The organism is Streptomyces sp. E2N166 (assembly GCF_003671715.1).
Lineage (GTDB): Bacteria > Actinomycetota > Actinomycetes > Streptomycetales > Streptomycetaceae > Streptomyces > Streptomyces thinghirensis.
Genome location: NZ_RAIF01000031.1, coordinates 1 through 15,316, shown reverse-complemented (window position 1 = coordinate 15,316; position 15,316 = coordinate 1). Strand labels below are relative to the sequence as shown.

Here is a 15,316-nt window from a genome sequence, read left to right as displayed (position 1 = left end):
CGCTGCCCAGGATCGAGTTCGCCTTCCCCGGGCCGCTGCGCGACCGGCTCGTCGCGGCGATCCTCGACGGGTCCAAGACCTCCACGACCGGACTCGTCGTCGACTACGAGCACGACGGCGACCCGTTGCCCGAAGTGGGGACCCGCGGGGTGGTCGTCGACTCCGGCGACCGCCCGGTCGCCGTCGTCGAGGTGACCGACGTACGCGTCGTCCCGCCGGCCCGGGTGGATCTCGCCCACGCGGTGGACGAGGGCGAGGGCTACACCAGCGTGGCGGAGTGGCGGGCGGGCCACGAGCGGTTCTGGCACAGCGAGGAGACGCGCTCGGCGCTGGGGGACCCGGAGTTCACCGTGAACGACGACACGCCCGCCGTCCTGGAACGCTTCCGCCTCGTCACCGCGCTGCGCACCGCCGACGGCTGAGGACCTACTCCACCGTCACCGACTTCGCCAGGTTCCGCGGCTGATCCACCTCGTTGCCCCGGGCCGTCGCCAGCTCGCACGCGAAGACCTGCAACGGCACCGTCGCCACCAGAGGTTGGAGCAGCGTCGGGGTCGCCGGGATGCGGACGAGGTGGTCGGCGTAGGGGACGACCGCCTCGTCGCCCTCCTCGGCGATGACGATGGTGCGGGCGCCACGGGCCCGGATCTCCTGGATGTTGGACACGATCTTGTCGTGGAGGACCGAGCGCCCGCGCGGGGACGGGACCACCACGACGACCGGCAGGTCCTCCTCGATCAGCGCGATCGGCCCGTGCTTCAGCTCGCCCGCCGCGAAGCCCTCGGCGTGCATGTACGCCAGCTCCTTGAGCTTGAGGGCGCCTTCGAGGGCGACCGGGTGGCCGACGTGCCGGCCCAGGAACAGCACCGTGTTCTTGTGGGCGAGGGAGCGCGCCAGTTCCCGTACGGGTTTCATCGTCTCCAGGACCTGTTCGACCGCGCCGGAGATCCGTGAGAGGTCGCGGACGACGTCGCGGATCTCGTCCCCGTACTTCGTGCCGCGCACCTGCCCGAGGTAGAGGGCGACCAGGTAGCAGGCCACCAGCTGGGTGAGGAAGGCCTTGGTGGAGGCGACGGCGACCTCGGGACCGGCGTGCGTGTAGAGCACGGCGTCGGACTCGCGCGGGATGGTGGAGCCGTTGGTGTTGCAGATGGCCAGCACCCTGGCGCCCTGCTCGCGGGCGTGGCGCAGGGCCATGAGGGTGTCCATGGTCTCGCCGGACTGGGAGATCGCGACGACCAGGGTCTGCTGGTCGAGGATCGGGTCGCGGTAGCGGAACTCACTGGCCAGCTCCACCTCGCAGGGGATCCGCGTCCAGTGCTCGATGGCGTACTTGGCGATCAGCCCGGCGTGGAAGGCCGTACCGCAGGCGACGACGACGACCTTGTCGACCTCGCGCAGCACCCCCGGAGGGATGCGCACCTCGTCCAGGCTCAGCGTGCCGGAGCCGTCGATGCGGCCCAGCAGGGTGTCGGCGACCGCCTTCGGCTGCTCGGCGATCTCCTTGAGCATGAAGTAGTCGTAGCCGCCCTTCTCGGCGGCCGAGGCGTCCCAGTCGACGTGGTAGGAGCGGACGTCGGCCGGGGTGCCGTCGAAGCCGGTGACCGTCACACCGTCCCGGCGCAGCTCGACGACCTGGTCCTGGCCCAGCTCGATGGCGTCCCGGGTGTGGGCGATGAAGGCCGCGACGTCCGAGGCGAGGAAGGACTCGCCCTCCCCCACGCCCACCACGAGCGGCGAGTTGCGGCGCGCGCCCACGACCACGTCCGGCGCGTCCGCGTGCACCGCGACCAGCGTGAACGCGCCCTCAAGGCGCCGGCACACCAGCCGCATCGCCTCGGCGAGGTCGGCGCAGCCGGAGAACTCCTCGGCGAGCAGGTGGGCGACGACCTCGGTGTCGGTCTCGGAGGCCAGTTCGTGGCCGCGCTCCGCCAACTCGGCCCGCAGCGGCGCGAAGTTCTCGATGATGCCGTTGTGGACCACGGCCACCCGGCCCGCGTTGTCGAGGTGCGGGTGGGCGTTGGCGTCGGTCGGGCCGCCGTGCGTGGCCCAGCGGGTGTGTCCGATGCCGGTGACGGCGGTCGGCAGTGGCCGTTCGGACAGTTCCTTGTCCAGGTTGACGAGCTTTCCGGCGCGCTTGGCGGTGGCGAGGCCGCCGTCCGCGAGCACGGCGACGCCCGCCGAGTCGTAACCCCGGTACTCGAGCCGCTTCAGCCCGGCCATCACGACATCGAGCGCCGACTGAGATCCCACGTATCCCACGATTCCGCACATGACGGGCAGCCTACGATCAGATCCGGTCGCGAACCGGCCTTCTCGTGCCCGAAATCGGAAATTCCCACCGGGGTACGAACGTTCCGGTGGGAACTTCAGCGGATCAGCGGATCGCCGCCGCCGGGCTCAGCCGAGCTTGGCGAGCTGGGCGTCGCTGATCTCCGTGGGGAACGGGAAGTCCTTGCCGGTTCCGGCGGCGGCGAGGTTGAGGACGGTGAAGGAGGCGACGGTGGAGCCCTTGCGGGTGACGACCACCTTGACCGGGAACTCGTCGCCCTCGTCGCCGACCATCGTCATCGTCATCGCGACGGCCTCGTCGGCACCGCCGGGCGCCTTGCCCTCGGCCACCTTGGCGATCTTGGCCGTCTCACCGACCGCGGTGAAGGTGAAGCCTCCGGCGCACTTGCCGGCGGCCTCCTTCACGTCCTTGAGAACGGCCTCCGCGCCGCCGTCGTCGTAGGTGGCCAGCGTCACCAGGGCCTTGTCCAGGTCGAAGGCGGCATCGATGGACTCCTCGGTGACCTCGCCGCCGGACGGCTTCTTCGGGCCCTCCGTCCAGCTCCGCTTGGCGGTCGCCGCCGGCTCGCCCAGCGGGACCCCGGTCTCGGCGAAGGCGAGCGGCTCGCAGGCCTTGTCGCCACCCTTCACCTTGTCCTTGCTCACATCGTCCGTCGCGGACGTCTTGGTGACCTTGCCGTTGTCGACGTCCTCCTGCGCCAGCGCGGCCTTCTCCAGCTCGGCGGCGGTGAGCGCCTTGGCGGCCGCGGGGGCCGCCGCGCCGCCCTCGGCCTTGTCGCCGCCGGTCTTCTCGCCGTCGTCGTCGGAGGAGCCGCCGCAAGCGGTGACGAGGAGGGCCAGGGCGGCGGCGGAGGCCGCGAGGGCGGTACGGCGGACGACGGTCAGTCTCACGTTGGGCTCTCTCTTCCAGACGGCGGAGGTTCCGCACGTATGTGCGAGCACTGTATTCACAGCCGACTGACAGATGATCAGTGGCGCACCACCCGGTATCCGACCGTGACGTCGACGTGATCTTCCGCCCTTGGGGCCTGTCCGGCGGCGGGCGGGAGTGACACACCCCACCTGCCGCCCCGTCCGAACTCCGTTAACAATGGACTGTGATCTCTCCGGTCTCCTCGATGCCCCGGAGCGCCCACCGGCAGCGGCCGGAGGCGACTCCCTACGTCGACCTCACCCGCCCCGAGTGGAGCGCGCTGCGCGACAAGACGCCGCTGCCCCTCACCGCCGAGGAGGTCGAGAAGCTGCGCGGCCTCGGCGACGTCATCGACCTCGACGAGGTGCGGGACATCTACCTCCCGCTGTCCCGGCTCCTCAACCTCTACGTCGGCGCCACCGACGGCCTGCGCGGCGCGCTGAACACCTTCCTCGGTGAACAGGGCTCGCAGTCCGGCACCCCCTTCGTCATAGGGGTCGCCGGCTCGGTCGCGGTCGGCAAGTCCACCGTCGCCCGCCTGCTCCAGGCACTGCTGTCCCGCTGGCCCGAGCACCCGCGCGTCGAGCTGGTCACGACCGACGGCTTCCTGCTGCCCACGAAGGAGCTGGAGGCCCGCGGCCTGATGTCCCGGAAGGGCTTCCCCGAGTCCTACGACCGCCGGGCGCTGACCCGCTTCGTCGCCGACATCAAGGCGGGCAAGGGCGAGGTGACCGCCCCGGTCTACTCCCACCTCATCTACGACATCGTCCCGGACCAGAAGCTCGTCGTCCGCCGCCCCGACATCCTGATCGTCGAGGGCCTCAACGTGCTCCAGCCCGCGCTGCCCGGCAAGGACGGCCGCACCAGGGTCGGTCTGGCCGACTACTTCGACTTCAGTGTGTACGTCGACGCCCGCACCGAGGACATCGAGCGCTGGTACCTCAGCCGCTTCCGCAAGCTGCGCGAGACCGCCTTCCAGAACCCGTCCTCGTACTTCCGCAAGTACACCCAGGTGTCGGAGGAGGAGGCCCTCGACTACGCCCGCACCACCTGGCGCACCATCAACAAGCCCAACCTGGTGGAGAACGTGGCCCCCACCCGCGGCCGGGCCACCCTCATCCTGCGCAAGGGCCCCGACCACAAGGTGCAGCGGCTGAGCCTGCGCAAACTGTGACGGCGCCCGTCCCAGCCGGTAGAAATGCCGGATGCTGCATCTGCGCCTGATCACCCCGGCCGACCGCACCGACGAGGTGGTCCGCCTGATCGACCGGACGGTCGGCACCACCCACCTCGTCGTCCTGCCGGGCGCCGCCCGCGAGCCCGAGGGCGACGTCGTCATGTGCGACGTGGCCCGCGAGGCCGGCGACGAACTCATCAGCCGGCTCCGGGCATTGGGCATCGACAGCTGTGGCGCCATCACCGCCGAGAACATCGACCTGTCGTTGTCCGAATCCGCCGACAAGGCGGAGCGGGACGCGCCGGGCGAGCCCGCCGACGCGGTCCTGTGGGAGCAGTTGGAGGAGGCGACGCACGAGGAGTCGACCCTCTCCATCACCTACGTCGCCTTCATCACCCTCGCCACGATGATCGCGGCCTGCGGCGTGGTACTCGACAACGCCATCCTGATCGTGGGCGCGATGGCGGTCGGACCGGAGTTCGGTCCACTGGCCGGCATCTGCACGGCGATCGTGCAGCGGGCACCACGCCTGGCACTGCGCTCGGCGATCGCCCTGCTGGTGGGCTTCGCGGCGGCGATGGCGGTGACGGTGGCGTTCAGCTGGATGATGGGCGCCTTCGACCTCTTCAGCGAGAGCAAGCTCGACGCCGAACGGCCCAACACGGGCTTCGTCTATGCCCCGGACCGGTTCTCGTTCGTGGTGGCCCTCCTCGCCGGAGTGGCGGGCACGCTCTCGCTGACCTCCGCCAAGTCCGGCGCCCTGGTCGGTGTCGCCATCTCCGTCACCACGGTCCCGGCCGCCGCGAACGCGGCCGTCGCCCTGAGCTTCGGGGACACCGGCCAGATGGTGGGCTCCAGCGAACAGCTCCTGCTGAACCTGGGCGGCATCATCCTGGCCGGCACCCTGACGCTGCTGGTTCAGAAGGCTTTGTGGGCGACCCAACGACGCCGGATGACGAAACCGACCTAGGGGCGCGGGGCTCTGCTGACATGCGGCTCCGCCGCGTGGGCGCGACCAGCCACGACGGCGCCGCGGCCCGCAACGGCAGAACCCCCACCTCGGACCCGGCCCAGCAGACCTACCCCAACGCGGACTTGACGGAATCGGCCAACCGCCCCGCCACAGCCCGAGCCTGCTCGATATCCGCCGCCTCCACCATCACCCGCACGAGCGGCTCCGTCCCCGACGGACGCAACAGCACCCGCCCGGTGCTCCCCAGCTCCCGCTCGGCCTCCGCCACCGCCGTCGCCAGCTCGGCAGAGCTCGTCACCCGGGACTTGTCCACGTCCGGCACATTGATCAGCACCTGCGGCAGCCGCTCCATGACGGACGCGAGGTCCCGCAGCGTACGCCCGGTCTGCGCCACCCGCGCCGCCAGCATCAGGCCGGTCAGCGTGCCGTCGCCGGTGGTGGCGTGGTCGAGGATGATGACGTGGCCGGACTGCTCGCCGCCGAGGGCGTAGCCGTGCTCCTTCATCTCCTCCAGGACGTACCGGTCGCCCACCCCGGTCTGCGCGAACCGGATGCCCTCGCGCTCCATGGCGAGCTTGAAGCCCAGGTTGGACATGACGGTCGCGACGACCGTGTCGGAACGCAGCGCGTCCCGCTCCCGCATCGCCAGCGCGAGCACGGCGAGGATCTGGTCGCCGTCCACCTCCGCGCCGGTGTGGTCCACGGCCAGGCAGCGGTCGGCGTCACCGTCGTGGGCGATACCCAGGTCGGCGCCGTGCTCGACGACGGCGGCCTTGAGCAGGTCGAGGTGGGTGGAGCCGCAGCCGTCGTTGATGTTGAGGCCGTCCGGCACCGCGCCGATGGTGACCAGCTCGGCGCCGGCCCGCGCGAACGCCTCCGGCGAGACCCGGGAGGCCGCGCCGTGCGCCTCGTCGAGGACGATCTTCAGTCCGTCGAGGCGGTTCGGGAGGACGCCGACGAGGTGGGCGACGTACTGGTCGAGCCCCTGGTCGTAGTCGCGGACCCGGCCGACTCCGGCGCCGGTCGGGCGGTCCCAGGGGGCGCCGGTGCGGTGCTCGGCGTAGACGGACTCGATGCGGTCCTCCAGCTCGTCGGCGAGCTTGTGGCCGCCGCGGGCGAAGAACTTGATGCCGTTGTCGGGCATGGCGTTGTGGCTCGCGGAGAGCATCACGCCGAGGTCGGCGCCGAGGGCGCCGGTGAGGTGGGCGACCGCGGGCGTCGGCAGCACGCCGACCCGCAGCACGTCCACACCGGCGCTGGCCAGGCCCGCGACCACGGCGGCCTCCAGGAACTCCCCGGAGGCGCGCGGGTCCCGTCCGACCACCGCGGTCGCCCGGTGCCCGGCGAAGGTGCCCGCCTCCGCCAGTACGTGCGCCGCGGCGACGGAGAGACCGAGCGCCAGCTCGGCCGTCAGGTCCGCGTTGGCGACACCGCGCACGCCGTCCGTGCCGAAGAGTCGTCCCACTTGTCCTCCTGAAGGAAACGTCAATTCCGGAAGCGGCTGCCGGTGCGGCCCACGCAGTCGGCTCCCGTGGTCACGGACCCGCGTCACGACGCACCGTCCGGCCATTCCGATCACACAAGCCTTTGAGCTTCTGAGCCTCTGAGCGTCTGAACGTCTTGTGCCGTTATACGCCCAACGACGGGGATAGACGAACGCCCCGGCAGCACAGTGGCGTGCCGCCGGGGCGTTCGGAGTACAGCCGGTGCGACTTAGCGCTTGCTGTACTGCGGAGCCTTGCGGGCCTTCTTCAGACCGGCCTTCTTGCGCTCGACCGCACGGTCGTCGCGCTTGAGGTAACCGGCCTTCTTGAGCGGACCGCGGTTGTTGTCGACGTCGGCCTCGTTCAGGGCGCGGGCGACACCGAGACGGAGCGCGCCGGCCTGACCGGAGACACCGCCACCGGAGATGCGGGCGATGACGTCGTAGCGGTTGTCCAGCTCGAGCACCTTGAAGGGCTCGTTGACTTCCTGCTGGTGCACCTTGTTCGGGAAGTAGTCCTCGAGCGTGCGCCCGTTGACCTTCCACTTGCCGGTGCCCGGGATGATCCGGACACGGGCGATGGCGTTCTTGCGACGGCCCAGGCCGGCGGCCGGCTGGGGCTCGCCGAAGGCGGAGGCCATGGACTCCGAGGTGTACTCGCCCTCGACGGGCACCTCGGACTCGGTGGTGTAGCTGTCGATGTCGATCTCTTCGAGCGGCTGCTCGGCAGTGGTCTCGGCCACGATGCTCCTCAGATTCTCTTCAGTCTTAGGGGGTGGCCGGAACTACTGCGCGACCTGGGTGATCTCGAACGGCTGCGGCTGCTGCGCGCCGTGCGGGTGCTGGTCACCCTTGTAGACCTTCAGCTTCGAGAGCATCTGACGGCCCAGGGAGTTCTTGGGGAGCATGCCCTTGATGGCCTTCTCGACGGCCTTCTCGGGGTTCTTGTCCAGCAGCTCGTCGTAGCGCACCGAGCGCAGACCGCCCGGGTAGCCGGAGTGGCGGTACGCCATCTTCTGGGTCCGCTTGTTGCCGGAGAGGTGCACCTTGTCGGCGTTGATGATGATGACGAAGTCACCGGTGTCGACGTGGGGCGCGTAGATCGGCTTGTGCTTGCCGCGCAGGATGGAGGCCGCAGTGGTGGCCAGACGACCCAGGACGACGTCCTGAGCGTCGATGACGTGCCACTGGCGCGTCACATCGCCGGGCTTGGGGCTGTACGTACGCACGGTTCGTAGCCTTCGCTTCTTCAGTGAGTGGTCCTGACATGGTCACCGAAGACGATCACGACAGCCCTGACCGCACCGCGGTGACGCATACCGCGTACAGGTCGCTGGTCATCGGTCCCGGTGGACCGGTGTAAGGGCCCCTCACGTGAGAATGAGCAAGCCAATACACATACGACTGTGCAGAGTACCCGGGGTCCCATAGCCGGGTCAAAACGGAGTCGCCGGGACCGGCGCGGGCTCCGGCTCGGGCCTCGCGCGCGCGTGGTCGCCGGCGTCCGCCGCGCCGGCCCGGGACCGCCACGCGACCGTCACCGCCAGCACGCACAGCGTGAACGCGTCCTTGAAGGCCCGCCGCCGCTCCGACTCCAGCCAGGGCCAGGTCAGCCCCGGCACCTGGGGCACCAGCGCGATCCAGAACCAGGCCCCGCGGGCCACCGAACCGGCGTACGGCAGCCCGGCGAGCAGCAGCGGCAGGGCGACCAGGAGGTAGTGGTCGTAGGAGGGCCGGGAGACGAGGAACGCCGAGAGCATCAGGCCCGCGCCGGTCTCCGAGAGCCGCAGCGGCCCGGGGCCGGCACGGCGCCAGCGGACGTACGCGCACAGCACCCCGGCCCCGGCCGCCACCACCGCGAGCCCCTGGGCGAGCACCCCCGGCACCCCGAGCCGGGGCAGTACGGCCGCCGGGGAGGCCTCGTAGAGCCGTACGAAGCCGTCGTCGCCGTGGAGCAGGAAGGGCAGGGTGCGGGTGACGAAGCCGGCCGGGTCGGGCATCGCCAGGGCCGCCGCGCCACAGGCCAGCGCGGGCACCAGGACGGCCGTCGCCAGCGCCCGCCACCGCCCGGCGAACAGGAAGAGCAGGAGGACGGGCGCGAGCAGCGGCTTGAGCGCCATGGCGGCGCCGATGACCGCGCCCGCCGCCGTCCACCGCCGCCGGTCGGCCAGCAGCAGGGCCAGCGGCAGGGCCACCGCCGCCGTCACGGTCCAGTTGCCGAGGCGCACCAGGTGCCCGAACGGCGCGAAGCCCACCGCGAGCCCGGTCAGCCCGAGCACCGCCAGCCGGCTGCCGAGCGGCACACGGTGCAGCCGCAGCGCGCAGGCCCAGCCCAGCGCCAGCAGGGCCGTCACCGCGCACGGCACCAGCACCCGCAGCACCTCCGGCGGCAGCGATGCCTGCGGGGCGGCGGCGAGCACCGCGCTCGGGAAGTAGAGGAAGTGCGGATCGTCGTACGGGGAGCCGTCGGCCAGCCAGGCGCGGGCGGCCCGCACGACGATCGCGTTGTCCATCCCGCCGCCCGAGGTCACACGCCCCGCGTGCACCGCGGACGCGGCCAGCACCACGGCCAGGACCGCCCACGCGGGCCCGCCCGCCGGCCGCACCAACCACCCGGAGATGTCGTTTTTGCCCGTCCGCATGAACGGAACGCTAGGTGCTGCCCAGCCTTCGGAGGCGCACCAGCACGCCACTTCGCCCGTCTAAGATGCCGCCCATGAGCTTTGGGCAGGGGGGACCTCAGTCGCAGTGGGATCCCTGGAAACCGCAATCGCAGCAGCAGCCCTGGAACAGTGGCGACGGTGACAACACCCCGGACTGGGCCGCTCTGGCCGAGGCCTCCGAGGCCCGCGCCAAGCGACGCCGGCTGCTCTTCATCGGTGGCGGCGCGCTGGCCACCGTGGCGATAGCCAGCGCCGTCGCCGTGGCCGTGGTCTCGGCGAACGGCTCCGGCCAGGCGTCCGACGGCCCCTCCTCGCAGCTCCCCGCGACGGCGGACATACCCAGCTCGACGGCCACCGAGCCGTCCTTCGCCCCGACCAGCGCCCCGCCGCCGCTGGACCCGAAGGACTTCGTCTCCAGCGCCAAGAAGGACAAGGCCCCGCTCAGCCCCGACCTGCTCTTCCCCGGCACCCAGCTGACCATGGGCGACACGGTCTACAAGAAGGGCCCGACGGCCGACACCCGCACCTGCGGCTCCGCCGCGCAGGGCACCCTGCCCAAGGTCCTCGACGCCAACGACTGCACCCGGCTGCTCCGCGTCACCTACACCAAGGGCGACACCGCCGTGACGGTCGGCGTGGCCGTCTTCGACACCGAGGCGCAGGCCGCCAAGGCCAAGAAGCAGGCCGACAAGAAGAGCATCGTGCGCTCCCTGTCCGGCGGCGGCGTCAAATCCTTCTGCACCGGCGCCGTCTGCCGCTCCACCACCAACTCCTACGGCCGCTACGCCTACTTCACCGTCGCCGGCTTCACCAACGGCAAGAACGTCACGGAGAAGTCCACGGCGGTGTTCCGGGCCGGCGACGACCTGGCCGAGTTCGCCTTCCGGCAGATCCGCAGGCGCGGCGAGGCCCAGGCCTCCGCGGCGGCGGAGGGCTGATCCCCGCTACGACGGCTGCCCCGCCGTCCAGCCCGCCGTCAGAGCCGCTTGGCGCTGCGCAGCGTCTTGGCCCGATGGAGTCGGAGGGGCTGCGGGTCTGCCGGGGCTGGTCGGCGCGCTGTCCGCTGGAGGGCACGACCAACGTCCAGGGCCGCGCGGCCCAGCGGCAGCACGCGACCTTCGTCCACCTGGAGCTGGCGTCCGACGCCCGGGGCGACGGCCGGGACGCCGACGAGGCCGCGGACGCCGTGGCCGGACTGCTCAGCACCTGGGCGAGCGACTGACCGGCGCCCGCGGACGCCCGTCCGCTCAGCAGCAGCCGGCCGCCGGCAGGGACCGCCGGTTCCGCGCCTCCTTGTTCCGGGCCGCCAGCAGCTCGTCGGCCGGGTAGCCGACCTCCTCCAGCGTCAGCCCGTGCGGCCGTACGACGTGCACGGCGGAGTCCCGTACGCCGGCCGCGAGCACCTTCCCCGGCCAGTCGGCCCCCCGGTGCCCGTCGCCGACGAACAGCAGCGCCCCGATGAGGGAGCGCACCATGTTGTGGCAGAAGGCGTCGGCCCGGACGGTGGCGGTGATGATCCCGTCGTCCGCACCGCGCACCAGGCTCAGCTCCTGGAGGGTCCGGATGGTCGTGGCCCCCTCCCGCTTCTTGCAGTAGGCGGCGAAGTCGTGCTCGCCCAGCAGTGCGCGGGCGGCTTCGTTCATGGCGTCCACGTCGAGGGGCCAGTCGTGCCACAGGACATGGCCGCGCAGCAGCGGGTCGACGCCGCCGGGATTGTCGGTCACCCGGTAGGCGTAGCGCCGCCAGATCGCGGAGAACCGGGCGTTGAAGCCGTCGGGCGCCTCGCGCAGGGCCCATACCCTTACGTCCCTGGACAGCCGGCCTGCGAGCCGCTTGAGCAGCTTCGCGTTGTGCTCGGCCCAGACCTCGCGCGGCAGGTCGACGTGGGCGACCTGGCCCCGTGCGTGCACTCCCGCGTCGGTCCGCCCCGCCACGGTCAGCTCGTACGTCTCGCGGGACCGCGTGACCGTCCGCAGCGCGTCCTCGATCTCACCCTGCACGGTCCGCCGCCCGCCGGCCTGCTTGGCCCAGCCGGAGAACTCGCTGCCGTCGTACGACAGGTCCAGCCGCACCCGTACGAACCCGGGCTCCACTTCGTCACTCACCCAGAGATCCTCTCAGCAAAACGAAAGCGGGCCCGCCCCTCGAAAGGAACGGACCCGCGAACGCGGAACGCTTACGCGTCCTTCGACTCCTCGGCGGCAGCCTCGTCGTCGGCCTTGGTCGTGTCGACCTTGGTCTCGGCGGCCTCGGCGTCCTTGGCGGAGCGCTTCGTGGCGGCCTCGGCCTCGCCGGTCGCCTCCTGCGCCACGGTCAGCGCCTCGACCAGCTCGATGACGGCCATGGGCGCGTTGTCGCCACGGCGGTTACCGATCTTGGTGATCCGGGTGTAGCCACCGGGACGGTTCTCGTAGCGCGGGCCGATCTCGGTGAAGAGCGTGTGCACGATGCTCTTGTCCGTGATCACCTGGAGCACCTGACGGCGGTTGTGAAGGTCGCCCTTCTTCGCCTTGGTGACCAGACGCTCGGCGTACGGACGCAGCTTGCGCGCCTTCGCCTCGGTGGTGGTGATGCGGCCGTGCTCGAAGAGGCTCTTCGCGAGGTTCGCGAGGAGCAGCTTCTCGTGCGCGGCGCTGCCGCCCAGACGGGCACCCTTGGTGGGCTTCGGCATGGTGTTTCTCCTAGGTGTCTGCCCCGGCCGTATCAGGTACCGAAGTCAGTATCCGAGCAGGCGGTCGCCTGTCGGAGACCCCGCGCCCCGAAGGGGCGCGGGGAACTGCGCGACCAGCCACAGCCGACCGGCAGCCAAATCGAACCGTCGAACCCGAGCTCTTAGTACTGCTCGGTCTCGACGAAGCCCGCGTCCGCGTCGTCGTCGGCGCCGAAGGCGTCCGCCGCGGCGGTCGGGTCGAACCCGGGAGGCGAGTCCTTCAGCGCAAGCCCCATACCCGCGAGCTTGGCCTTGACCTCGTCGATCGACTTCGCACCGAAGTTGCGGATGTCGAGCAGGTCCGCCTCGGAACGCGCGACGAGCTCACCCACGGAGTGGATGCCCTCACGCTTGAGGCAGTTGTACGACCGAACGGTGAGCTCCAGCTCCTCGATCGGCAGCGCCAGATCGGCGGCGAGCGCGGCGTCCGTCGGGGACGGACCCATGTCGATGCCCTCGGCGTCGATGTTCAGCTCGCGGGCGAGACCGAACAGCTCGACCAGGGTCTTACCGGCCGACGCCATGGCGTCGCGCGGACGCATGGCCTGCTTGGTCTCGACGTCGACGATCAGCTTGTCGAAGTCGGTGCGCTGCTCGACACGCGTGGCCTCGACCTTGTACGTGACCTTGAGAACCGGCGAGTAGATCGAGTCGACCGGGATGCGCCCGATCTCCTGACCGACCTGCTTGTTCTGCACGGCGGAGACGTAGCCGCGACCGCGCTCGACGGTCAGCTCCATCTCCAGCTTGCCCTTGCCGTTGAGCGTGGCGAGGACGAGGTCGGGGTTGTGCACCTCGACACCGGCCGGGGGCGCGATGTCGGCGGCGGTGACCAGACCCGGGCCCTGCTTGCGCAGGTACATCACAACGGGCTCGTCGTGCTCGGACGACACGACCAGCTGCTTGATGTTGAGGATCAGGTCGGTGACGTCCTCCTTGACGCCCGGCACGGTGGTGAACTCGTGCAGGACACCGTCGATGCGGATGGACGTGACCGCCGCACCCGGGATCGAGGAGAGGAGCGTACGGCGCAGGGAGTTGCCGAGGGTGTAACCGAAGCCCGGCTCCAGCGGCTCGATGACGAACCGGGAGCGGAACTCGTCGACGACCTCTTCGGTCAACGAGGGACGCTGAGCGATCAGCATGTGGTGATCCTTCAGTCAGGGGCGCCCGCTATTTGACGCCCGACCAGTACTACAAGGGTACGGGCGGTACGACCCGAAAGAGCCGTACCGCCCGGAAACCCTGGTGAAGCGAGATCAGACGCGTCTCGAGAGACGCGACGGATCAGACGCGACGGCGCTTCGGCGGACGGCAGCCGTTGTGCGGCGTCGGGGTGACGTCCTGGATCGAACCGACCTCGAGGCCGGTCGCCTGGAGCGAACGGATGGCGGTCTCACGACCGGAACCCGGGCCCTTGACGAAGACGTCGACCTTGCGCATGCCGTGCTCCTGAGCGCGACGGGCAGCCGACTCGGCGGCCATCTGCGCGGCGAACGGCGTGGACTTCCGGGAGCCCTTGAAGCCGACGTGGCCGGCGGAGGCCCAGGAGATCACGTTGCCGGTCGGGTCCGTGATGGACACGATCGTGTTGTTGAACGTGCTCTTGATGTGCGCGTGGCCGTGAGCGACGTTCTTCTTTTCCTTGCGGCGCACCTTCTTGGCGGCGCCCTGACGTCCCTTGGGGGGCATGTCGTTCTCCTACGGGAGGTGGTCGGTCCTACAGCGAAGACCGCTGGACGGCGAGTCCGCTGCGGACTACTTCTTGCCCGGCTTCTTCTTGCCGGCGATGGCGCGACGCGGGCCCTTGCGGGTACGCGCGTTGGTGCTGGTGCGCTGACCGCGGACGGGCAGACCGCGACGGTGGCGGAGACCCTGGTAGGTGCCGATCTCGACCTTGCGGCGGATGTCGGCCTGGACCTCGCGACGGAGGTCACCCTCGGTCTTGATGTTGTTGTCGACGTACTCGCGGATCGCGACGAGCTGCTCCTCGGAGAGGTCCCGAACACGGGTGTTCGGGTCCACGCCGGTGGCAGCGAGCGTCTGCTGCGAGAGAGTCCGGCCGATGCCGAACACGTAGGTGAGGGCGATCTCCACGCGCTTTTCGCGCGGGATGTCAACACCGGAAACGCGTGCCATTCAATGGCTCCAGTTGATCTTCGGAGGTCTTCCACAGAACCGGTCTCCGGCCGCCGGCCTCTTCACGCCGTGTCCAAGACACAGCGGAGGATTTGGTACGGCTCGGGTCCCCGGCCTCCGAACCGGGGGTGTCGGACGCCTGGGCGTCCGGGTCCTGCGTATGAACAAATTCAGCTCGCGTCGCGCGAAGTCTTGCGAATCGCGGAGGGAACGGTCGTACGTCAGCCCTGGCGCTGCTTGTGGCGCGGGTTGTCGCAGATGACCATGACCCGACCGTGACGGCGGATCACCCTGCACTTGTCGCAGATCTTCTTGACGCTCGGCTTGACCTTCATGGGTGTGAGGTTCTCCGGGTCAGTTGCCGGCGGCCCCGCGTGAGACACACGCGGGGCGTGGGCAAGATCTACTTGTACCGGTAGACGATCCGGCCACGCGTCAGGTCGTACGGAGACAGCTCCACCACGACCCGGTCGTCAGGGAGGATGCGGATGTAGTGCATGCGCATCTTGCCGCTGATATGTGCCAGGACCTGGTGGCCGTTCTGGAGCTCGACCCTGAACATGGCGTTCGGAAGAGACTCGACGACAGTGCCCTCGATCTCGATGGCACCTTGCTTCTTGGCCACGCTTCGCCCTTCGAATCGACTACCTTGATCGACTCCCCTGCGCGTTGCGAATGCATGCAGGCATGCGGGTGCACGAGAGCCGACGAGTCAGTCTACGTCAGCACACCCGGAAAGGCGAAACGAGGTAGCCTGCCCCACCGGGGTGATCGTTATGCGACGGAAACGACCCCGGCACAGAGCCCTCACGCCGACGGATCCGGCGCCGCCGTGACGCCCGGCTCCGCCGGCTCCGCCCTACCGCCGGCCCCTCCTCCCCCGGCCCCCTCTCGCGGGCTCGGCGCCAGGGGCGCGCATCGCAAGCCTCGAAGGGCCGGGCCGGCCTCCGACCGGCCGTCGTGGGC

General features: G+C 70.3%; 17 protein-coding genes and 1 pseudogene. 5 read left to right on the top strand and 13 right to left on the bottom strand.

What is annotated here, in order from left to right:
- The first annotated feature begins 2 nt into the window (after nt 1–2).
- Nucleotides 3–422, top strand: coding sequence for an ASCH domain-containing protein (locus EBH09_RS22110; protein WP_121748698.1), 420 nt, complete (start codon nt 3–5; stop codon nt 420–422).
- Between the two features lie 4 nt (nt 423–426).
- Here the strand turns inward: EBH09_RS22110 and glmS are convergent, their stop codons facing one another.
- Together glmS and EBH09_RS22100 are read right to left on the bottom strand one after the other, a co-directional pair.
- On the bottom strand, nt 427–2,274 hold the full coding sequence (glmS, locus tag EBH09_RS22105; RefSeq protein WP_121748697.1) for a glutamine--fructose-6-phosphate transaminase (isomerizing): 1,848 nt from the start codon (nt 2,272–2,274) through the stop codon (nt 427–429).
- Nucleotides 2,275–2,400: 126 nt separating this feature from the next.
- Entirely contained in the window at nt 2,401–3,183 is a 783-nt protein-coding gene (locus EBH09_RS22100) for a hypothetical protein (RefSeq protein WP_121748696.1), read from the bottom strand.
- Nucleotides 3,184–3,389: 206 nt separating this feature from the next.
- Here EBH09_RS22100 and coaA point away from each other — a divergent pair, with 206 nt between their 5' ends.
- Both coaA and EBH09_RS22090 read left to right on the top strand, forming a co-directional pair.
- Nucleotides 3,390–4,379 carry a type I pantothenate kinase gene (gene coaA, locus EBH09_RS22095; protein WP_121748695.1) on the top strand — a complete coding sequence of 330 codons (990 nt, stop codon included), beginning with the start codon at nt 3,390–3,392 and terminating at the stop codon, nt 4,377–4,379.
- 31 nt (nt 4,380–4,410) lie between these two features.
- A complete protein-coding gene (locus tag EBH09_RS22090) occupies nt 4,411–5,352 on the top strand; it encodes a DUF389 domain-containing protein (RefSeq protein WP_121748694.1) in 942 nt (313 codons plus the stop codon).
- 109 nt (nt 5,353–5,461) lie between these two features.
- Here the strand turns inward: EBH09_RS22090 and glmM are convergent, their stop codons facing one another.
- The 4 genes from glmM to EBH09_RS22070 all read right to left on the bottom strand — a co-directional run bounded on the left by glmM (nt 5,462) and on the right by EBH09_RS22070 (nt 9,480).
- Nucleotides 5,462–6,820, bottom strand: a complete 1,359-nt coding sequence (gene glmM / locus EBH09_RS22085; RefSeq protein ID WP_121748693.1) for a phosphoglucosamine mutase — start codon at nt 6,818–6,820, stop codon at nt 5,462–5,464.
- Between the two features lie 248 nt (nt 6,821–7,068).
- Nucleotides 7,069–7,581 (bottom strand): 30S ribosomal protein S9, encoded by a 513-nt coding sequence (gene rpsI, locus EBH09_RS22080; protein WP_121748692.1) that lies wholly within the window; start codon nt 7,579–7,581, stop codon nt 7,069–7,071.
- A 42-nt stretch (nt 7,582–7,623) separates the two neighbouring features.
- Complete coding sequence (rplM, locus tag EBH09_RS22075; RefSeq protein ID WP_003974239.1) at nt 7,624–8,067, bottom strand: 50S ribosomal protein L13; 444 nt, start codon at nt 8,065–8,067, stop codon at nt 7,624–7,626.
- A 207-nt stretch (nt 8,068–8,274) separates the two neighbouring features.
- Nucleotides 8,275–9,480, bottom strand: a complete 1,206-nt coding sequence (locus EBH09_RS22070) for a glycosyltransferase 87 family protein (RefSeq protein ID WP_121748691.1) — start codon at nt 9,478–9,480, stop codon at nt 8,275–8,277.
- A 74-nt stretch (nt 9,481–9,554) separates the two neighbouring features.
- Between EBH09_RS22070 and EBH09_RS22065 the strand changes: the two genes are divergently transcribed.
- Complete coding sequence (locus EBH09_RS22065) at nt 9,555–10,439, top strand: hypothetical protein (RefSeq protein WP_121749485.1); 885 nt, start codon at nt 9,555–9,557, stop codon at nt 10,437–10,439.
- A gap of 74 nt (nt 10,440–10,513) precedes the next feature.
- A pseudogene (locus tag EBH09_RS22060) lies at nt 10,514–10,723 on the top strand (hypothetical protein); the annotation flags it as partial.
- Nucleotides 10,724–10,748: 25 nt separating this feature from the next.
- On the opposite strand, the gene truA reads toward EBH09_RS22060, so the two are convergent.
- From truA to infA, 7 genes are all read right to left on the bottom strand, one after another.
- Entirely contained in the window at nt 10,749–11,606 is an 858-nt protein-coding gene (gene truA, locus EBH09_RS22055; RefSeq protein ID WP_121748690.1) for a tRNA pseudouridine(38-40) synthase TruA, read from the bottom strand.
- A 71-nt stretch (nt 11,607–11,677) separates the two neighbouring features.
- Nucleotides 11,678–12,172, bottom strand: coding sequence for a 50S ribosomal protein L17 (gene rplQ / locus EBH09_RS22050; RefSeq protein WP_121748689.1), 495 nt, complete (start codon nt 12,170–12,172; stop codon nt 11,678–11,680).
- A gap of 161 nt (nt 12,173–12,333) precedes the next feature.
- A complete protein-coding gene (locus EBH09_RS22045; RefSeq protein ID WP_003966937.1) occupies nt 12,334–13,356 on the bottom strand; it encodes a DNA-directed RNA polymerase subunit alpha in 1,023 nt (340 codons plus the stop codon).
- Nucleotides 13,357–13,498: 142 nt separating this feature from the next.
- The gene (gene rpsK / locus EBH09_RS22040; protein ID WP_003948617.1) at nt 13,499–13,903 is read right to left on the bottom strand and encodes a 30S ribosomal protein S11; all 405 of its coding nucleotides are present in this window, start codon (nt 13,901–13,903) and stop codon (nt 13,499–13,501) included.
- 66 nt (nt 13,904–13,969) lie between these two features.
- Nucleotides 13,970–14,350, bottom strand: coding sequence for a 30S ribosomal protein S13 (gene rpsM, locus EBH09_RS22035; RefSeq protein WP_003974244.1), 381 nt, complete (start codon nt 14,348–14,350; stop codon nt 13,970–13,972).
- 221 nt (nt 14,351–14,571) lie between these two features.
- A complete protein-coding gene (gene rpmJ, locus EBH09_RS22030; RefSeq protein WP_003974245.1) occupies nt 14,572–14,685 on the bottom strand; it encodes a 50S ribosomal protein L36 in 114 nt (37 codons plus the stop codon).
- Between the two features lie 68 nt (nt 14,686–14,753).
- Nucleotides 14,754–14,975 (bottom strand): translation initiation factor IF-1, encoded by a 222-nt coding sequence (gene infA / locus EBH09_RS22025; protein ID WP_004927214.1) that lies wholly within the window; start codon nt 14,973–14,975, stop codon nt 14,754–14,756.
- Between the last annotated feature and the right edge of the window lie 341 nt (nt 14,976–15,316).